This is a genomic window from Kribbibacterium absianum (assembly GCF_030067705.1).
Classification (GTDB): Bacteria; Actinomycetota; Coriobacteriia; order Coriobacteriales; family Atopobiaceae; genus Kribbibacterium; species Kribbibacterium absianum.
In genome coordinates, this window is sequence record NZ_JASJEX010000002.1 from 75,490 (window position 1) to 93,483 (window position 17,994).

The 17,994-nt window shown below is 68.0% G+C and carries 17 protein-coding genes; 2 read left to right on the forward strand and 15 right to left on the reverse strand.

The window, feature by feature from the left end:
- Positions 1–84: 84 nt before the first annotated feature.
- Positions 85–819 carry an NAD-dependent protein deacylase gene (locus QJ043_RS03330; RefSeq protein WP_283713850.1) on the reverse strand — a complete coding sequence of 245 codons (735 nt, stop codon included), beginning with the start codon at positions 817–819 and terminating at the stop codon, positions 85–87.
- Positions 820–945: 126 nt separating this feature from the next.
- Here QJ043_RS03330 and QJ043_RS03335 point away from each other — a divergent pair, with 126 nt between their 5' ends.
- Entirely contained in the window at positions 946–1,122 is a 177-nt protein-coding gene (locus tag QJ043_RS03335; protein WP_283713851.1) for a hypothetical protein, read from the forward strand.
- A gap of 111 nt (positions 1,123–1,233) precedes the next feature.
- Here QJ043_RS03335 and nifJ read toward each other — a convergent pair whose 3' ends face one another.
- From nifJ to QJ043_RS03360, 5 genes are all read right to left on the reverse strand, one after another.
- A complete protein-coding gene (gene nifJ, locus QJ043_RS03340) occupies positions 1,234–4,797 on the reverse strand; it encodes a pyruvate:ferredoxin (flavodoxin) oxidoreductase (protein ID WP_283713852.1) in 3,564 nt (1,187 codons plus the stop codon).
- Positions 4,798–5,435: 638 nt separating this feature from the next.
- A complete protein-coding gene (locus QJ043_RS03345) occupies positions 5,436–6,098 on the reverse strand; it encodes a transaldolase family protein (protein ID WP_283713853.1) in 663 nt (220 codons plus the stop codon).
- Between the two features lie 92 nt (positions 6,099–6,190).
- Positions 6,191–8,494: a formate C-acetyltransferase/glycerol dehydratase family glycyl radical enzyme gene (locus tag QJ043_RS03350; protein ID WP_283713854.1), complete on the reverse strand. Its 2,304-nt coding sequence runs from the start codon at positions 8,492–8,494 to the stop codon at positions 6,191–6,193.
- A gap of 289 nt (positions 8,495–8,783) precedes the next feature.
- The gene (locus QJ043_RS03355) at positions 8,784–9,662 is read right to left on the reverse strand and encodes a radical SAM protein (protein WP_283713855.1); all 879 of its coding nucleotides are present in this window, start codon (positions 9,660–9,662) and stop codon (positions 8,784–8,786) included.
- Between the two features lie 340 nt (positions 9,663–10,002).
- Positions 10,003–10,764 (reverse strand): DeoR/GlpR family DNA-binding transcription regulator, encoded by a 762-nt coding sequence (locus tag QJ043_RS03360; RefSeq protein WP_283713856.1) that lies wholly within the window; start codon positions 10,762–10,764, stop codon positions 10,003–10,005.
- A gap of 118 nt (positions 10,765–10,882) precedes the next feature.
- Here QJ043_RS03360 and QJ043_RS03365 point away from each other — a divergent pair, with 118 nt between their 5' ends.
- Positions 10,883–11,671, forward strand: coding sequence for a ZIP family metal transporter (locus QJ043_RS03365; RefSeq protein WP_283713857.1), 789 nt, complete (start codon positions 10,883–10,885; stop codon positions 11,669–11,671).
- Positions 11,672–11,691: 20 nt separating this feature from the next.
- On the opposite strand, the gene QJ043_RS03370 is transcribed toward QJ043_RS03365, so the two are convergent.
- The 9 genes from QJ043_RS03370 to QJ043_RS03410 form a co-directional block, all read right to left on the reverse strand.
- Positions 11,692–12,123, reverse strand: coding sequence for a GGDEF domain-containing protein (locus QJ043_RS03370; RefSeq protein WP_283722733.1), 432 nt, complete (start codon positions 12,121–12,123; stop codon positions 11,692–11,694).
- A 65-nt stretch (positions 12,124–12,188) separates the two neighbouring features.
- Positions 12,189–12,746: a PAS domain-containing protein gene (locus QJ043_RS03375; RefSeq protein ID WP_283713859.1), complete on the reverse strand. Its 558-nt coding sequence runs from the start codon at positions 12,744–12,746 to the stop codon at positions 12,189–12,191.
- Positions 12,747–12,845: 99 nt separating this feature from the next.
- Complete coding sequence (locus QJ043_RS03380; RefSeq protein WP_283713860.1) at positions 12,846–13,919, reverse strand: type IV pilus twitching motility protein PilT; 1,074 nt, start codon at positions 13,917–13,919, stop codon at positions 12,846–12,848.
- A 38-nt stretch (positions 13,920–13,957) separates the two neighbouring features.
- The gene (locus tag QJ043_RS03385; RefSeq protein WP_283713861.1) at positions 13,958–14,458 is read right to left on the reverse strand and encodes a hypothetical protein; all 501 of its coding nucleotides are present in this window, start codon (positions 14,456–14,458) and stop codon (positions 13,958–13,960) included.
- Positions 14,455–14,886: a hypothetical protein gene (locus tag QJ043_RS03390; RefSeq protein ID WP_283713862.1), complete on the reverse strand. Its 432-nt coding sequence runs from the start codon at positions 14,884–14,886 to the stop codon at positions 14,455–14,457. Before QJ043_RS03390 ends, QJ043_RS03385 begins: the two co-directional genes overlap by 4 nt.
- Entirely contained in the window at positions 14,883–15,428 is a 546-nt protein-coding gene (locus tag QJ043_RS03395) for a DUF4860 domain-containing protein (protein ID WP_283713863.1), read from the reverse strand. Before QJ043_RS03395 ends, QJ043_RS03390 begins: the two co-directional genes overlap by 4 nt.
- On the reverse strand, positions 15,425–15,769 hold the full coding sequence (locus tag QJ043_RS03400; RefSeq protein WP_283713864.1) for a hypothetical protein: 345 nt from the start codon (positions 15,767–15,769) through the stop codon (positions 15,425–15,427). Before QJ043_RS03400 ends, QJ043_RS03395 begins: the two co-directional genes overlap by 4 nt.
- Before the next feature lie 29 nt (positions 15,770–15,798).
- Complete coding sequence (locus QJ043_RS03405; RefSeq protein ID WP_283713865.1) at positions 15,799–16,851, reverse strand: type II secretion system F family protein; 1,053 nt, start codon at positions 16,849–16,851, stop codon at positions 15,799–15,801.
- Between the two features lie 242 nt (positions 16,852–17,093).
- Positions 17,094–17,969 carry a hypothetical protein gene (locus QJ043_RS03410; protein WP_283713866.1) on the reverse strand — a complete coding sequence of 292 codons (876 nt, stop codon included), beginning with the start codon at positions 17,967–17,969 and terminating at the stop codon, positions 17,094–17,096.
- Positions 17,970–17,994: the final 25 nt, after the last annotated feature.

Sequence of the window (17,994 nt, forward strand, 5' to 3'; positions counted from 1 at the left end):
GGCTCGCCGGCTGCGCTTCTGGTACTGCGGGATGTCTACAGGCGGGCGAACATGGCTACGGCCGAGCTTTGCTCGGCCGCTTCTTTAGAAATCGAAGGCCCGCGCGATGTCCACGTTGCACACGAGGTCCGCTCGTGCGTCGGCGGCCGTCTCGCCCAGGTTCACCATGACCAGCCGGTCGCCCTGGAACAGGTCGATGAGGCCCGCCACCGGCCACACCACGAGCGACGTGCCACCCACGATGAGCGTGTCGGCGTTCGCCACCTCCATCGCCGCTTGGTTGAGGGTGTCCTGGTCCAAGGGCTCCTCGTAGAGCACCACGTCCGGCTTCACCGGGCCGCCGCACTCCTCGCAGGCGGGGACGCCCTCGGTGCCCATGATCCATTCGGCGGAGTGCACGTGGCCGCAGCGCTGGCAGATGTTGCGGTGCACCGAGCCGTGCAGCTCGAGCACGCGCCGGGAGCCGGCCATTTGGTGCAGCCCGTCGATGTTCTGGGTGAGCACTGCGGAGAGGCGCCCCTCGCGCTCCAGCTCGGCCAGCTTGCGATGGGCCTGGTTGGGCTTGGCGTCGAGCGCGATCATGCGCTGCCGATAGAAGTCGAAGAACTCGCGCGGGTGCGCCACAAAGAAGCTGTGGGAGAGCATGGTCTCCGGAGGGTAGTCGAAGCGCTGGTGATAGAGGCCGTCCACGGAGCGAAAGTCCGGGATACCGCTCGCCGTGGAGACACCGGCGCCGCCAAAGAACACCGTGCGGCCGCCGCGACCGGTGACCTCGCGCAGGGCCTCCTGAGCCTCTCGAACGTCCGTGATGCGCCTCATGACCGCTCCCTTGATGAGAAAACCGACCCGACCGCCCTTCCCATCCTAGTCCCGGGGTGTGGTGTGGGTACGAACCAACGCAGACCAAGCTGTCGCGCCGAGGCGCGCGGGCAAGAAGGAGGAGCCATGACTGAGCTCGATAAGAAGAAGGCCGAGGAACAGGCCGTGCCGGCGGATCCCGTCACCGTTGCCGAGCAGAACGCCAACATGGTGGCCGAGGAGGTCGAGGGCGCGCTGGACGACCTCGAGATCGACCCCAACCGCGCCGAGGACGACCAGCTGGAGCAGGACCCCGCCAAGTAGCCACGGCTCCACGACGGGCACTGAGTCAACGTCCGACGAATGGTGACTCATACAAGAAAGGGCCGCACCCCGCGTTCGGGATGCGGCCCTTCTGCTCACGGTTCGCGAGGCTTACTCGGCGTCGCTGTCGTTGTAGAGCGTCTGAAGCTTGACCAGGTAGTTGTAGTTCTCCATGGCCGCTTCCTCGTTAGCGGCGAAGAGCTCCTTCGCGCGCTCCGGGTTGACGCGCTCGAGCGCGGCGTAGCGGTTCTCGTTCTCCAGGAACTCCAGGTAGCCGCCCTTGGGCGCCTTGGAGTCGAGGGAGAACTTCTTGCCCTGCGGGGCGGCCGGGTTGAAGCGGAAGAGGTTCCAGTAGCCGCACTCGACGGCCTTCTTCATCTCCTCCTGGCAGTGCATCATGCCGCCCTTCTTGATGCTGTGCATCTCGCAGGGGCTGTAGCCGATGATCAGGGACGGGCCGTCGTAGGCCTCGGCCTCGACGATGGCCTTGAGCAGCTGGTTGGGGTTGGCGCCCATGGCCACCTGCGCCACGTAGACGTAGCCGTAGGACATCGCGATCTCGGACAGGGACTTCTTCTTGATGTTCTTGCCCGCGGCGGCGAACTGCGCGATCTGGCCGAGACGGGAGGCCTTGGAGGCCTGGCCGCCGGTGTTGGAGTAGACCTCGGTGTCGAACACGAACACGTTCACGTTCTTGCCGGACGCGAGGACGTGGTCCAGGCCGCCGAAGCCGATGTCGTAGGCCCAGCCGTCGCCGCCGAAGATCCAGAAGGACTTCTTCGACAGGTAGCTCGCGTTGGCCGCGATCTCCTTGGCGATGGCGTTGTCAGACTCGCTGAGGAGCGCGGCGTAGGTCTCGGACACCTGGCCGGAGACGCCGTTCTCGTCCTTGTGCTCGAGCCAGGCCTGCGCGGCCTCCTTCAGCTCGGGCGCCACGTCCTCGTCGAGCAGCAGCTCGGTCTTGTGCGCGAGCAGGTCCTGGACCGCCTCGTAGCCCAGCAGCAGGCCGAGGCCGTGCTCCGCGTTGTCCTCGAAGAGGGAGTTGTTCCACGCCGGGCCATGGCCGTTGGCGTCGCAGCAGAACGGCGACGTGGCGGCCGGGTTGCCCCAAATGGAGGAGCAGCCGGTGGCGTTGGAGATGAACATGCGGTCGCCGAAGAGCTGGGTGACGAGACGCGCGTAGCTGGTCTCGGCGCAGCCGGCGCAGGAGCCGGAGAACTCGAGCAGCGGCTTGGCGAACTGGCTGGCGCGGGTGTTCTTGTCGGAGACCAGCTCGGTCTTCTCGGTGACGTCGTTGACGGCGTAGTCCCACGCGGGGATCTGCGCGGCCTCTTCCTCCTGCGGGACCATCGTGAGGGCGCCGCCGTCCTTCTGGGTGGACTTGGGGCACGCGGTCAGGCAGTTGTAGCAGCCGAGGCAGTCGAGCGGCGAGACGGTGATGCCGAACTCGAACGGGTTGCCCTTGGGCATCTTCATCTTGGTGTGCTTGAGGGACTCCGGCGCGTTCGCGGCCTCCTCCTCGGTGAGCACCACCGGACGGATCGCGGCGTGCGGGCACACGTAGGAGCAGTTGTTGCACTGGATGCAGAGGTCCGGGTTCCAGCGCGGGACCATGACGGCCGTGCCGCGCTTCTCGTACGCGGAGGCGCCGAGCTCGAAGCCGCCGTCCACGTGGTCCATGAAGGCGCTGACGGGCAGGGAGTCGCCGTCCATGCGGTTGATGGGCTCCATGAGCTCCTGGACCTGCTTGACGATGGCCTCGTAGCCGCGGAGCTTCTCGTCGACCGGCTCGTCCGTGGCGTCGGCCCAGTCGGCCGGCACCTCGAACTTGCGGTAGGCGGTGGCGCCGGCGTCGATGGCCTTGTGGTTGGCGGCCACGATCGCCTCGCCCTTCTTGGAGTAGGACTTGGTGGCGGCGTCCTTCATGTACTGGAGGGCGTCCTCGCGCGGGAGCACGTCGGCGAGCGCGAAGAACGCGGACTGCAGCACGGTGTTAGTGCGCTTGCCCATGCCCACCTGCTCGGCCAGGTCGATGGCGTCGATCAGGTACACGTTGATGTCGTTCTCGGCGATGTAGCGCTTGGCCACGGCCGGCAGGTGGTTGGCGAACTCCTCGTCGGACCACTGGCAGTTCACGAGGAACGTGCCGCCCGGCTTGACGTCGCGGACCATCGGGAAGCCCTTGATGATGTAGCTGGGGTTGTGGCAGGCCACGAAGTCGGCCTGGTTCACGTAGTAGGGCGAGCGGATGGGGTTGTCGCCAAAGCGCAGGTGGCTCACCGTCACGCCGCCGGTCTTCTTGGAGTCGTACTGGAAGTAGGCCTGGACGTACTTGTCGGTGTGGTCGCCGATGATCTTGATCGAGTTCTTGTTGGCGCCCACGGTGCCGTCGCCGCCGAGGCCCCAGAACTTGCACTCGATGGTACCGGCCGCGGAGGTGTTGGGCGCGTTCGGGTCCATGGGCAGGCTGAGGTTCGTGACGTCGTCCTCGATGCCGATGGTGAACTCGCGCTTGGGCTCGTCCTTCTTGAGCTCCTCGTACACGGCGAACGCGGCCGCGGGCGGCTCGTCCTTGGAGCCGAGGCCGTAACGGCCGCCGATCACGGTGATGTCCGTCTTGCCGGCCTCGTAGAGGGCGGTGACGACGTCCTGGTAGAGCGGCTCGCCGATGGAGCCCGGCTCCTTGGTGCGGTCGAGCACGGCCACGGACTTGACGGTCTCGGGCAGCGCGGCGACGAAGTCCTTCACCGACCACGGACGGTAGAGGCGCACCTTGACGAGGCCCACCTTCTCGCCCTGGGCGTTGAGGTAGTCGATAACCTCCTCGAGGGTGTCGCAGAAGGAGCCCATGCAGACGACCACGCGGTCCGCGTCGGGGGCGCCGTAGTAGTCGAACAGGTGGTAGCTGGTGCCGAGCTTGGCGTTGATCTTGTCCATGTAGGACTGCACGACCTCGGGGAGGGCGTCGTAGTGCTTGTTGCAGGCCTCACGGTGCTGGAAGAAGATGTCGCCGTTCTCGTGGGAGCCGCGCGCGGTGGGGTGCTCCGGGTTGAGGGCGTGGTCGCGGAACGCCTGCACGGCGTCCATGTCCACCATGTCCTTGAGGTCGTCGAAGTCCCAGGTGGCGACCTTCTGGATCTCGTGCGAGGTGCGGAAGCCGTCGAAGAAGTTCAGGAACGGCACCTTGCCCTCGATGGCGGCGAGGTGGGCCACCGGCGAGAGGTCCATGACCTCCTGCACGTTGCCCTCGGCGAGCATCGCGTAGCCGGTCTGGCGGCAGGCCATGACGTCGGAGTGGTCGCCGAAGATGTTGAGCGCCTGGGTGGCGACGGTACGGGCCGAGACGTGCAGCACGTTGGGCAGACCCTCGCCGGCGATCTTGTACATGTTCGGGATCATCAGGAGCAGGCCCTGGGAGGCCGTGTAGCTCGTGGTGAGCGCGCCGGCGCCCAGCGAGCCGTGGACGGCGCCCGCGGCACCGGCCTCGGACTCCATCTCGGTGACCTCGACCGTGGTGCCGAAGATGTTCTTCAGCCCCTGGGCCGCCCACTGGTCGACATGGTCGGCCATCGGGCTGGACGGCGTGATCGGGTAGATGCCCGCCACCTCCGTGAAGGCGTAGCTGACCCAAGCAGCAGCCTCGTTGCCGTCCATTGACTTGAATTTACGTTCCATACCCTCTCCTTCGACGCGATCCGTCACCGCGTGTAGATGGCTTACGGCCGGCTGACCGGCACGGCGGCACGCAAAAACGCGCGTACTCGACGCATACAGTTTGCAGTATCGCAAAAGCTGAGGTGCTTTGCAGGGTCGTGGATCGGCGACCACAAAGTAGCTGGTAGAAGGGGCAAAAATACCCCTTGTTGATAGGTATTTCGAGAGCGGCGATTGCGCTGGGTAGGGCGCCGTCGTCCGGAGCCGGCAACCCCGGGAGCCTCCCTTGGTTTCACGAGGGGGCCACGGCGGCTATCGGCGAGCGGTCGGTTGGCATGCCGTTTTGGACGGCGCAGGGGGCGCTCTCGGACGCGCGGGCCCGGACGCACGTTGCGGGGAAACGGTTCCCCGCAAAGCCATGGAACCGGTTGCGGAGAACCGGCGTCGTCTCGGCGGCGCGGGCTCGGCCAGCTGGGGTTTTGCTCGGGAAACCGGTTGCGGAGAAACGTTTGCCCGCAAGCAGCCCGCTCGGGTTGCGCAGAAACGGTTCCCCGCAAGAGCCGCCGCTCCGCACGAGAACGCCGCGCCCTCGTCTCCGAGAAACGCGGCGCCCTGGTTGCATCATGCATGTGCAAAAAGGGACTGTCCCTAAATGCACATCAGAGTGCGGTCGTGCCGTAGGCCTTCTCCCAGTTGGCGGTGAACTCGTCCACCGCGATCGGGGTGCTCGGGTTGTCGATCATGTTGTAGGCCACGTCCACCGGGATGGTGACGGCCTCGATGCCGCCGGCGATCAGCTCGTTCACCTGCTGCACGTTCTTGAAGGACGCCGCGATCACCTTGGAGTCCACGCCTTGCACGTCGAGCATCTGCTGCAGCTGGAGCACCTGGCCGATGCCGTCGCCGAGGTTGCACATGCGGTTGACGTAGGGCGCCAGGTAGTCGGCGCCGTTGAGGGCGGCCATGAAGGCCTGGTTGGGCGCATAGATGGCGGTGGCGAGCACGCCGAGCCCCTCGGCCTTGCAGGCCTTGATGGCCCGCATGCCGATGCGGGTCACCGGGATCTTGACGTAGGTGTTCTCGGCGCGGAGCGACGTGATGCGACGGGCCTCCTCCATGATGCCGTCGAAGTCGGTGGAGACCACCTGGGCGAAGAGCTTCTGGCCCGGGTCGAGCACATCGACGATCTCGGCCATGAGCTGGTCGAAGGGCTTGCCGCTCTTGGTGACGATGGTGGGGTTGGTGGTGACGCCGGCCACGTTGTAGAGCTCGCAGAGCTCGGCGATGGCGTCCACATCAGAGGTGTCGAGGAACAGTTCCATGAAACTCCCTTTCTCAACGGGGCCCCGAGGCCCCACGACGTGCCTGGCGAGTCGCTCTCCCGGTACCCGAAGCATACGCGCACCGGGACTGGCTACAGCGTGTGCTCCGACCGATTGATGATGTCGTCCTGGATGCCCTTGGCCAGCTCGGTGAACATGGCACTGTACCCCGCCACGCGGACGACGAGGTCCTTGTGGTTCTCCGGGTGCGCCTGCGCGTCGAGCAGCGTGGCCTTGTCGACGACGTTGAACTGGATGTGCTGGATCTTCAGGCGGCAGAACGCGCGGAGGTACGCGGCCAGCTTGTTGAGGCCCTCGTCGCCCGCGAGCGTGCTCGGCGAGAACTTCACATTGAGCAGCGAGCCGTTGGAGTCCTGGATGTTGTCCAGCTTGGACACGGACCTGAGCGACGCGGTGGGCCCGTGCTGGTCGCGGCCGACCATCGGCGAGAGGCCGCCGTCGGCCAGCTGGTCGTGGGCGTGGCGGCCGTCCGGCGTGGCGCCGCAAGCCTCGCCGAGCGGGATGTGCGCGGACACCGTGTAACTGCCCGGCTGGAAGTGGCCGCCGCGGGGGTTCTCGTAGCGCACCACCTCGTGGCCGTAGTGGCTGAGGAGACGCGCGCCGAGGGTGTCCACCTCGTCGATGTCGTTGCCGTACTTGGGGAACTGGTTGATGAAGCGCTGGCGCCAGACCTCGTCGCCGTCGCCGGACCAGTCGCGCCCGAGCATCGCGCTCATCTCGTCCCAGTCGAGAAGGCCCTGTTCGATGACGGCCTGCTTGAGCACCACGAGGGAGTCGGCGAGGTTGGGGGTGCCCACGCCCTGGACGCCGGACGGGTTGTACTTCGCGCCGCCTTCGGTGATGTCACGGCCGCGCTCGATCGCGCCGTCCATCAGCGAGGAGAGGAGCGGGGTCGGAGCCGTCGCGCGATGTGCGAGGTCGCAAGTGTTGCAGCCCTCGACCATCAGCTTGACCATGCGGTCGATGACGCCCTCGACGGCGCCCACCAGCCCGTCGAAGGTCTCGAAGCCCTCGGGGTTCTCCTCGAGCGCGATCTCCAGGCAGCGGACCATGTTGAACATCGAGATGTCGTGGAGGCCGTACATGCGGCCGGGGATCGACAGCTCGACGCAGCCCACCACGGAGTAGTCGCGGGCGTCCTCGAGGGAGACGCCGCGGTTCACGAACGCGAGCACGTTGGCCTCGTCGTTGAAGACCTGGGGCATGCCGTCGCCGAGGCGGATCACGTCGCCAGCGCAGGTGAGCAGGCGCGCCGGGGTGAGCGAGTGCACGCGCAGGGACAGGTTGGGCTGCGGCAGGCGCGTGTCGTGTTGCACCTGGAGGAGCAGCTCGGAGAGCTCGTTGGAGCAGTCCTTGCCCTGGGCGTCGATGCCGCCGGCGGTGATCGTGAAACCGGAGGGGAAGCCGGCGAAGAACTTGGCGGACTCGGTGGAGCGCACGAAGACCACCGTGTTGCACTTGAGGTAGAACTCCTGGATCCACTCGCGGAGAGCGTCGGCGGAGAGCTCGCGCTCGCTCACCTGGTAGAGGGGCCAGAGGTACTGGTCCATGCGGCCGAGGGAGATGGAGCTGGCGTTGGACTCGTGCTGGAGCACGAGCAGCGTCATCCAGAGCTGTTGGAGGCCGCCAACGAAGTCGCGGGCCGGCTCGGTGGCGAGACGCGCCATGCGGGCGGCGGCCTCGTCGAGCTCCTGGGCACGGGCCTCGTTGCCGGCCTCGCGGGCCTCGGCGGCGAGGCGCCCGCACTCCACCACGTAGCGGCCGTAGTAAGAGATGACGGCCTCGAGGCAGATGACGGCTGCCTGGAGGAACGCGTTGTTCGGGTTCTCGGCCAGCTGCGCCCGGGCCTTCTCGAGCTGGGCGCCCCAGCCTTCGTCAATCACAAGGCCGAAGTCCGGGATGATGTGGCCCTGCCCCTTGTCGGTCTGGGCCACGGCGAAGACCTTGGTCCTCTGGGCCTCGACCACCTCGGGCGCCACGTGGGCCCGGTACCAGTCGTTGAGGGACCTGCCGGCCCAGTAGGGCTTGAGGACCTCGCGGTAGGTGGCCTTGTCCTCGTCGGTGATGGCGAAGCGGTCCTGCGGGCGGGTGCCGAACTGGTCCAGCTCGTCCTCGATCCAGTAGGGGCTCATCTCCGGGGAGACCACACCGGCGCGCGGCACGGCGGTGCGGTTGCCCAGGAGGCGCTCGCCCTCGCCAATCACGATCCGGTGGTTGTCGAGCAGGTGGCGCAGCGCCTTCGCACGGCGGACCACGACCGGCTCGCCCTCGGTGGCCTCGTAGCTCTCCTTGTAGAGGAGGGCCCGCTCGAGGTCGATGGGGCGCTCCTGCGCGAAGAGGCTTTCCTTGATGGCCTGGGTGCGGGGGGTGAGCATGGCTTCTCCAGCGGACGTGGCTATTGATTACTCGTAGTTTATCCGATTTGTGTCGGATTGCGCGATAAAGTACGCGGTACGCCGACCTGCACGATTCCTGCACAAAGGGCTACGGGAGCGCGGCGGGGCTCGGCGCAAGTTCTGCAGCAAAAGGTCTAACTGGCCGCTGCAGAAGACCGTGATTCTCGGCGACGAACCCGACGGTGCCGGATTTGGGCGACTTCGGCAGCGGCGTCGGGCGCGCTAGTTGCAAAACTTGGTGCAGAAGTTGAGCGCGAAGGAGACGCGCTCACTCCCCGTGCAGACGGGCGTCGAGACCCTTCTCGGCGGCGGCGTCGACGATCCAAGCGACGTCCTCGTCCGCGAGCTGGGGCACGTCCCCCATCGTGTAGTCACGACCCATGGAGTCGTACTTTCCGCTGCCAAGCTGGTGGAACGGGAGCACGTCCACGCGGCGAAGGCCGAGGTCGACGATCGTGTCCAGGTTCGCCGCCACGTTCTCCGGCTGATCCGTGTAGCCGGGGACGATCGGCATGCGGGCCACCACGCGGGCCGCAAAGGCGTCGTCGCCGAGAAGCGCACGCAGCCGCCGGAGGTTCTCGTCGCGGATGCCAGGGTCAAGGCCGACCTGCTCGAGCGAGCGCGCGGCGTCGGCGATCTTGAAGTCCACGAGCCAGACGTCGATATGCCGGGCAAGCTCGGCGAGGACATCGTTGGACAGTGGCAGCGCGAGCGTGGTCTCCAGCGCGGTTTGCAGCAGCTCTCGCTTGGCGCGGGCCATGAAGCAAGCGAGGAACTCCGGCCAGGTGAGGGCCTCGCCGCCAGAGACCGTGACACCGCCACCCGACTCCTCGTAGAACGCGGCGTCGCGGAGCATCTCGTCCATGAGGTCGTTCACGGACCTCGTCTCGCCCATGCGGGTCTTGGCCTTTTTGGGACAAAGCTCGGGCGGCGTGTCGCAGAGGCGCGCGCCGGGCTGGAAGTGCGAGCAGCCCATGCAGAGGCTGGGCTTGAAGGAGACCTCCGGCTCGCGGGACAGGTTCTCAGGGTTGCAGCACCAGGGGCAGCGGAACGGGCAGCCCTTGAGAAAGACATTGGTACGAATGCCGCCACCGTCATGGAGCGAGTAGCGCTGGACGTTGGTGACGGTCGCGGTAGGGTTGCTCATGTCGGCTCCTTGGAGCTTAGTTCGTCGCATTTCCTATTGATTTATAGCAAGTCTGAGAAGCGACCAAACCAGAGCGCTGCACCTGCACGGACGGCCCACGAGAACGCGCCGCAATTCGGCACCAAACCGCGCGTTTTTGCATGCTTGGGCGGAATGGCGGCGCAGGGGGCCAACCACGCGCCGCCATTCCGCGTGAACCCGCACCTTGTCATAAGCACTCTTGCATGCTCAGGCCGAAGGGCGGCGCGTGCGGAGCGGTTCGCACCGCCCTTCGGCGCAAAGTTGCAAGACCTTGCCGATTCGGCTCGAATGGCGGCGCAGCGCACGCCATACCGGCGACTCAGCCCTCCAGGATGCGACCGCCGAGGTCCGCCACGGCCGCCTCCAAGCCCTCGTTGGGCTCGTCGGTGATCAGGGCGGTGAAGTCTGCCACGCTGGCAAACTCGTAGTTGCCGGGCGCGCCGAACTTCTGCAGGTCGGCCACCAGGTACGGGGTCTCGGTGCGGGCGAGGGCCGTGCGCTTGACGGCGGCGTCGTCCACGTCGAAGGTCAGCACGCCGCCGGTCTCCATATCGATGCCAAGGGCGCCGATGAACGACTTGTTGAAGCGCATCGGGGCCAGCGCGTCCACCGTCATCGTGCCCACGAAGCCGTTGAGCTCGAGGTTCACCGTGCCGCCCGTGGAGAGCACCTTGAGCAAGGGGTTCTGCGCGAGGATCTGCAGCAGGTCGATCATGTTCGAAACCACGATGCAGCGCTTGGTCCCGGTGGCCAGCAGCTCGGCGAGCGCGATGTTGGTGGTGGAGACGTCGAGGAAGACCGTGTCGCCGTCGCCGATCAGCTCGTAGGACTGCTCGGCGATGCGGCGCTTCTCGTCCGTGCGCACACCGATGCGGTGGAAGATGTTGCGGTCCGGCGCGGCCTCGACGCGGATCGCGCCGCCGTAGACCTTCTTGCACCGGCCCTCCTCGGCCAGGGTCTTGAGGTCCTTGCGGATGCAGTCCTCGCTGACGTCGTAGCGCTGGGCGAGGTCGGAAACAGTCACGCGGCCGTCCGTCTGGATCTGCTCGGCGATGGCGTCCTGGCGCTCTTTGAGGAACATGGGGACTCCCTCTCAAATGGTCGTGGTCTGTCCCACTTTATTCCACTTTCCAAAGGATCCGCGCAAACGGACGACTGGGCATAAGGGAACCCGAGAGAACCCGACCCGAGGAGCGCCCATGTTGGCCGATGTCGCTTTGTACCTGCTGATCCCGCTCGCGGGAACCACGCTCGGTTCCGCCTGCGTGCTGTTCTTGAAGAACGGCCTCAAGAGCTGGGTGCAGCGCGCGCTGGCCGGGTTCGCGGCGGGCGTGATGGTGGCCGCGTCCATCTGGTCGCTGCTCGACCCGGCGCTCGAGGAGTCCGCCCACCTCGGCACCTGGTCCTTCGTGCCGGCGGTGGTGGGCTTTTGGCTGGGCATCGGGTTCCTGCTGCTGCTGGACATGACGGTGCCGCACCTCCATGCGGGGGCCGACGCGCCCGAGGGGCACGCGTCGCGCCTCAAGCGCACGACGATGCTGGTCTTCGCCGTGACGCTGCACAACGTGCCGGAGGGCATGGCGCTCGGCGTCGTGGTGGCCGGCTGGCTGAGCGGCGCGGTCGACATCTCTGCGGCCGGGGCCCTGGCGCTCGCGCTTGGCATCGCGATTCAGAACTTCCCGGAAGGCGCGATCATCTCGATGCCGCTCCACGCCGAGGGGGCGAGCAAGGGCAAGGCGTTCTGGCTCGGGACGCTGTCCGGCGTGGTGGAACCTGTCGCCGGGCTGGTCACGATCGCGCTGAGCGACCTCGTGATCCCCGCGCTCCCCTATCTGCTGAGCTTTGCCGCCGGCGCGATGATGTACGTGGTGGTGGAGGAGCTCGTGCCCGAGATGAGCGAGGGCGAGGGCGGCCACTCGAACCTGCCGACCATCCTGTTCGCGCTCGGGTTCACCCTGATGCTCGCGCTCGACGTGGCGCTCGCTTGACGTGCATTTGGGGACTGTCCCTAAATGCACGTGAGCTGCAGGCGGTTCTTGCCGCCCGTTTTGGCCTGGTAGAGGGCCTTGTCGGCCGCGGCGTACAGCTCCTCGAAGCCAGCACTGCCATCGGGGCTGGTCACGGCGCCGATGGAGACCGAGGGCAGCGGGATGCCGAGGCCCGGGTCGTCGGAGCGGCGACCGGTGAACGTGTTCTGCGTCAGGCGCGCCACGAGCCCTTCCAGCGCCTTGCCCGCCGGTAGCCCGCGTGCGAACACCACGAACTCGTCGCCCCCGAAGCGCGCCACTACGTCGCCGGAGCGCACGGTCGAGCGCAGGTGCCGGGCCAGCGCCACGAGCACGCGGTCTCCCATCGGGTGTCCGTACGTGTCGTTGATGCCCTTGAAGTCGTCGATGTCGATGATGATGAAGCTGCCCGGCCTTGCGGAAGCCAAGGCCAACGCCCAGGCTTGAAGTCGTCGATGTCGATGATGATGAAGCTGCAGGGCTTGCCGCCCATCTCGAGCTACTCGACGATCCTCGCCACCCCGGCCGTGCGGTTGAGCACCCCCGTCAGGCCATCGATCTCCGCGCGGCGCTGGTAGGTGCCGAGCATGGCCATGACCTCGAACTTCTCGTTGGCCTCGGCAAGGGCCTCGCGCAGGCGCACCTCCTCGGTGACGTCGAGCAGTGTCACGTAGAACCAGCCCACGCCGGTGGAGTCCACGATGTAGTGGCCGTTGTCCTCGATCCAGCGCACCTCGCCGTTCTTGCGCTTGATGCGGAAGCGCACGCGGTCCTCGGACTCGAGCCGCATCTGGTCCTGGATCTCGCGCATCACGCGCTCGCGGTCCTCCTCCATCACCATGCCGGGGAAGGTGTTGCCGGTGAGCTCGAGGAACTCCTCGTAGTCGCGGCACCCGAACATGCGGATCAGGCCGTTGTTCACATAGTCGAGGGCGCACTCGTCGTCCGCGCGGTACCGGAAGACGCCGCCGGGGATGCGGTCGAGGAACTCGTGGGAGACTTCGGCGTCGATCTGCTCGCCCGGGCCGTCCGTGCCCATGCGATGGAAAACGGTCATGGGGTCCTCACCGTGGTCGTCTGTGCCGAACGCCCCAAGGGTAGCTGACACATCGCTGAAACGCCAGCCTTTGATGCGTCCGGCGCCGAGCCAACCGGGCTACAGGGAGGCCGCGTCGAGGTGTTTGGCGAGCGCCTCCGTGTGGTTCGAGAACTGCAGCGCCGTCTCGCGGGTCACGCGACCCTCCTTCACGAGGTCGAACAGGCTCTGGTCCATGGTCCGCATGCCCTGGGCGCCGCCCGCCGCGATCACGGAGTCCATCTGGTGGGTCTTCTCCTCGCGGATCAGGTTGCGGATGGCCGGGTTCGCCACCATGATCTCCCAGGCCGGCGCGACACCGCCGTCAACGGTGGGCACGAGCTGCTGCGACACGACCGCCTGCAGCACCATCGCCAGCTGGATGCGGATCTGGCGCTGCTGGTTGGCCGGGAAGGCGTCGACGATGCGGTCCACGGTGGTCGCCGCGCCCGTGGTGTGCAGCGTGGAGAACAGCAGCTGCGCCATCTCGGCGGCCGTCACGGCGGTGGCGATGGTCTCGGCGTCGCGCATCTCGCCGAGTAGGATCACGTCGGGGCTCTCGCGCATCGCGGAGCGCAGCGCCTCGGCATAGGTGGCGACGTCGGTGGGCACCTCGCGCTGGGTCACGATGGACGTGCCGTGCCGGTGCACGAACTCGATGGGGTCCTCCATCGTGACGATGTGGCCGGAGCGCGTGTGGTTGAGCCGGTCGATGAGACAGGCGAGCGTCGTGGACTTGCCCGCGCCGGCCGGGCCGGTGACGAGCACGAGGCCCTTCTGGAAGTCCGCGCAGGCCATGACCTCGGGCGGGATGTTGTAGTCCTCCGGTCGCGGCAGCGAGAACGGGATCACGCGGATCACCGCGGCGTACGAGCCGCGCTGGCGGAACACGTTGATGCGGAAGCGCCCGAGGCCCGCGATGGCGAACGAGAAGTCGTCGTCGTGGTTCTCCGAGGCCTCGAAGGGGCCGAAGTCGCGGCCCGCCAGCGCATAGACCCGCCGGAGGAGCTCCTCGGTGTGCGCGGGCGCGAGCGGCGCCATGTCCATGCGGTGCTGGTGGCCGTCCACCGCGTAGGCCAACGGCAGGCCGGGCACGACGAACACGTCCGACGCGCCCTCCTCGATCATCTGCGCGAGCAGCTCGTTGATGTCCATGGTGCCTTCCTCTCGGGAGTGTCGGTGAATCGAAGCGGCTACGGCTCTAGGGGGCCCTGCCAGACCTGCGGGGGCTCGTCCTCCGGGATGTCGCTCGTGGCGACCCAGGCGTCGACGGTGCAGGCGAGGCGCTCGTCCACGGAGAGGCGCACGAGCAACTTTCGCGTCCCGCCGCAGGTGAACGTGCCGACGATCGAGCCGCCGTCGCGCTCCAGGCCATAGGTGGCGACAAGGGGCCCCGCGGCCTCGGGCCTCGTCGCCAGCGCCCGGTCGAGGGCCGCCAGCGCGGCGTCGAGGTCGAGCCCGGCGGCGCGGGACTCGGCGAGCGACCCCTCCACCTGCGCGAGCACCGCGTTGGCCGCGGCCTCGTTGGCGTAGGTGGCCTCGAGCGTCGCGGCCTGGCGCTCGGCCGTGGCCCGCTGCGCCTGCCCAGTGGCCAGGCAGAGCACCGCGAGCACGGCAAGGCACACGCCCATGACCAGCACGAACACGCTCACGGGGCCGAGACGCACGGCCCCGGCGTCGCGACGGGCGCTCATGAGGCACCGCCTGTCCCGGCTCCGTCGGCGGCCTTCACGAACCGCGCGGTGGAGAGCGTGACGAGCGGCTCGGCGCCCCCGTCGCTCACGGAGATCGCGGCCGTCCAGAACGTGCCGGCGTCCTGCTCGGTGGCCTCGGTGGCACAGGTCACGAGAAGGCCGTCCTGCTCCCAGGCCGTCTCGACCACCGACGCCGGGTCCGCCGCGAACCGCTCGGCCACGGACTGCGCGACGGCCGAGGCGCGCGTCAGGTCGCTCGCGCTTGCGGACAGCAGCGCCGTCCGGCTGAACGCGCTCATCAACACCGCGAGGCTAAAGGCGAGCACAGCGGTCAGCAACAGCGCCTCGACGATGAGGGCGCGGGTGCGTCCGGACGTCTCGTCGCGCCGCGCGCCAAGGGCGCCGAACACAGAGGGCCGCCCGGTCATGCCGCGCCCCCAATCGCACCGGCCCGGGAGGCGCGGAGGTCCACGCACACGCTCCCTGCGTCCGTGGTCACCGTGACGAGCGAGCCGTCCACCGTGAACGAGAAGGCCTCGGTGGGGAACAGCTCGTCGGCCACGGAGGGGTCGTACGCGGCGCCGGCCAGCACGAAGTCCTGCAGCAGCGCGCCCTGGTAGCGATAGAGACGCGTCTGGTACGAGCCGGTCTCGGTGGTCCGTGTCAGCACGAGCGCGTCACCCTCGGGCCCGGGCCCGACAGAGACGGCGCCGGCGTAGTCGTTGCCCATCACGGTGTTGGCGATGAGCGCGCTCGAGAGGCGCTCGAGGTCCTGGTCGTGCCCGCGGGCCACGATGGCGCCGTACGCCTGCACGCCGGCGACGAGCGCAAGGAGCACGGTGAGCACGAAGAGGGCCATGAGGACGCCGGCGAACAGGTGCCACAGGCGCCCGGCGTCCCGCCGTCCGTGAAACAGCGACGCGGTCCGGGCGAGGGCATCGAGCGTGGCGGCCGGGTTCCGGCGGCTCATGACACGGCCCCCACCAGGGTGCCGCGCGGGCGCACAGAGACCGTGGGGGGCACGTTGGAGGCGAACCACTCGTAGCCCACCCGGAAGTCCTGCTCGTTCACGCGGAGCTCGTAGTGCTCCACGAGATAGTCGACCGACGGCGGATAGGCACCCTCGACAGCCTGGCAACGGTCGGCCGCCAAAAGGACCGCCTCGCGCACGGACGCCGCCGCCTGCTCGTCGGGGGACGCGGTCGCAGAGATGCCGAGGCCCACGAGCGTCACCGAGACCGCGACGACCGCGACGACGAGAGCGAGCCACGGTCCTGTATGCGGGCGCTCCCTCAAGAACCTCGACCTCATGGCACCTCCCCTCCCGTTCCGACGACGCGCTAGCCGATGGACCCCATGATCCCGACGAGCGGCAGCATCACGGACACGAGCGTGGCGCCCACCGCGACGGTCACAAGGGCCGCGAGGGCCGGCTCGACACCGTCGATGGCCGCGTCGAGGCCCTGCACGGCCTCGGAGAAGAGCAGGGCGGAGAGCTCGCCGAGGGACCGGTCGAGCGAGCCGGAGCGGCTGGACACCGCCAGCATGCGGGCGTACACCGGCTGGAGCAGCCCCACCTCGGCAACGGCCTGAGTGAGGGAGCGAGGCTCGGAAACGTCGAGCATGAGCTTGTGGGCGCGGGCCAGCTGGGCGCGCAGGCGCCGGTCGGTCACGGTGGCGAGGGCGTCGCCCATCGCATCGTCGGTGTTGGAGCCGGCGGCGACGTAGATGGCGAGGCAGCTGACGAAGCGGGAGAGGTCGAGCTCGTAGACCGCGTCGCGGGTCCAAGGGAGCACCGCGAGGACGCGCACGAGCCGCTGGCGACCGTCGGCCGTCGCGCCGAGGATGACCGTCGCAAGCGCCGCCGCCGTGCAGGCCAGCGTGGCGACGAGCGCGATCCAGCCGATGACGATGGACGCCTCGACCGCACCGAACGAGCCAGTGGTGAGACTGCCGGCAAGGCTCGCGTACACGCCCTCGAACGTGGGCAGCACGGCCCACACGGTGAACGCGACGATGACGGACATGAGGCAGAGGAGCGCCGCCGGGTAGCCCACGCTCGCGCGCATCTTCGCGAACATGCGGCCCTCCTCCTCGTAGTAGGCGGCGAGGCTCGAGAGCACCTGCTCCAAGCGGCCGGACTTCTCGCCCACATCGACCATGGACACGGCGTGCTCGGGGAACGCGCCCGTGGACGCAAGGGCGAACGCGAGGGACGCGCCGTCCGCGAGCTCGGCGTACACCTCCGAGAAGAGCTGGCTCGTGAACGCGTCCGTGGTGCCGTCTGCGAGCATGCCGACGGCCTCGTCCACCTGAATGCCGGCGGCGAGCATTACGGCCACGCCGTTGCAGAAGGCACTGACCGTCTCGCTGGTGGCGGTGGTCTGAGCCATGGCGTCTCCTCAGGTTCGCTTGTGATTCCTTCAGACAGTCTAGACCAAGCTTGAGAACACATGCGGGGACGGCGATATAGGCGCGTGGGCCGTGCCGCGAGCGGCGCGCGTGCGGGGAGACGGCGGCGCCCTTGCCCAGGTGCGGGCGCGGTTGCGCGGAAACGTTTCTCCACAACAGCGCGTCACGTGAGCGCCGCGTCACGTGAGCGCCGAACCTCACGAGAGAAGCGCGCCGGGCCGCGTCAGTCCAGGGGGACCGTCATCGTGGCGCCGTTGTCGAAGTTGAGGACCAAGTTGGAGCCGTCGAGCGAGGCCGACGAGATGGATCCGTCGCCCTCAAGGGCCGAGCCGTCCTCCTGGGTGAGCTGCGTGGAGGCCGTGCCGTCGCCGATGTGCCACGCGACGACGTTCCACGTGTTCCCGAGGTTCTGCGGGATCACGAACGCGCCGTTGTACAGCACTTCGGTCACCGGCGTGCCCTGCAGCTGGAAGAGCACCATCGCGTCCGAGCTGCCGCTCGCGTACCGCACAAAGGAGTACGAGGCGCCGTCGTCGTCGAGCGCGCAGGCATAGGTGTAGCCGTCGTAGGAGATGCCCTTGGTCTGGTCGTCCGCCTGGACCTGCTCGGCGCGCGTAGGGGTCGTGTCATCGGTTTGGAGGCTCGTGGAGGGCTGGAGCACCACCGCAAAGATCACGACCACGATGACGAGCAGCACCGCCACCGCAGCCAGGGCGATCATCACGGGGCGGCTGAGCTTGGCGCGGTTCTGGCGGCTCTTGACCTGCGGTCGCTTGGAGGCGGCGATGCGCTGGCCGGAGCCGCTGCGGTAGTTGGAACGGGCGGCGTGGGCGGCCTCGGAGGCGGAGTCGCGGTCGTGGAGGACGGCGCCCTCGCCAGAGGAGATGGTGTCGAAAGCGCTCGTGTCGTGCACGGGGCGTGGGGCGTCGGAGGAGATGTGCGGCGACGCCTGGGCGGCGCCGGCGACGCGGTTCCCGACAGAGCGGCCCGCGGCCGAGGTGCCCGCGCCCTTGAAGCGCTTGGCAGTGGGCTTCGCGCCCGACGAGGCCGCGTGCTTGCCGTAGTGCCGAGGGGTGCCGTTGTCGTTGCTCGTGGCCATGGTCTCTCCACAAGGCCCGGACCAG

What these genes read in the sequence shown, in the direction of transcription:
- QJ043_RS03390 (WP_283713862.1), bottom strand. Translation starts at nt 14,886, where the DNA reads ATGACCGGGCGGCCCTCTGTGTTCGGCGCCCTTGGCGCGCGGCGCGAC.
- QJ043_RS03355 (WP_283713855.1), bottom strand. Translation starts at nt 9,662, where the DNA reads ATGAGCAACCCTACCGCGACCGTCACCAACGTCCAGCGCTACTCGCTC.
- QJ043_RS03385 (WP_283713861.1), bottom strand. Translation starts at nt 14,458, where the DNA reads ATGAGCGCCCGTCGCGACGCCGGGGCCGTGCGTCTCGGCCCCGTGAGC.
- QJ043_RS03330 (WP_283713850.1), bottom strand. Translation starts at nt 819, where the DNA reads ATGAGGCGCATCACGGACGTTCGAGAGGCTCAGGAGGCCCTGCGCGAG.
- QJ043_RS03335 (WP_283713851.1), top strand. Translation starts at nt 946, where the DNA reads ATGACTGAGCTCGATAAGAAGAAGGCCGAGGAACAGGCCGTGCCGGCG.
- QJ043_RS03360 (WP_283713856.1), bottom strand. Translation starts at nt 10,764, where the DNA reads ATGTTCCTCAAAGAGCGCCAGGACGCCATCGCCGAGCAGATCCAGACG.
- QJ043_RS03345 (WP_283713853.1), bottom strand. Translation starts at nt 6,098, where the DNA reads ATGGAACTGTTCCTCGACACCTCTGATGTGGACGCCATCGCCGAGCTC.
- QJ043_RS03365 (WP_283713857.1), top strand. Translation starts at nt 10,883, where the DNA reads ATGTTGGCCGATGTCGCTTTGTACCTGCTGATCCCGCTCGCGGGAACC.
- QJ043_RS03350 (WP_283713854.1), bottom strand. Translation starts at nt 8,494, where the DNA reads ATGCTCACCCCCCGCACCCAGGCCATCAAGGAAAGCCTCTTCGCGCAG.
- QJ043_RS03375 (WP_283713859.1), bottom strand. Translation starts at nt 12,746, where the DNA reads ATGACCGTTTTCCATCGCATGGGCACGGACGGCCCGGGCGAGCAGATC.
- QJ043_RS03380 (WP_283713860.1), bottom strand. Translation starts at nt 13,919, where the DNA reads ATGGACATCAACGAGCTGCTCGCGCAGATGATCGAGGAGGGCGCGTCG.
- QJ043_RS03395 (WP_283713863.1), bottom strand. Translation starts at nt 15,428, where the DNA reads ATGAGCCGCCGGAACCCGGCCGCCACGCTCGATGCCCTCGCCCGGACC.
- QJ043_RS03410 (WP_283713866.1), bottom strand. Translation starts at nt 17,969, where the DNA reads ATGGCCACGAGCAACGACAACGGCACCCCTCGGCACTACGGCAAGCAC.
- nifJ (WP_283713852.1), bottom strand. Translation starts at nt 4,797, where the DNA reads ATGGAACGTAAATTCAAGTCAATGGACGGCAACGAGGCTGCTGCTTGG.
- QJ043_RS03405 (WP_283713865.1), bottom strand. Translation starts at nt 16,851, where the DNA reads ATGGCTCAGACCACCGCCACCAGCGAGACGGTCAGTGCCTTCTGCAAC.
- QJ043_RS03400 (WP_283713864.1), bottom strand. Translation starts at nt 15,769, where the DNA reads ATGAGGTCGAGGTTCTTGAGGGAGCGCCCGCATACAGGACCGTGGCTC.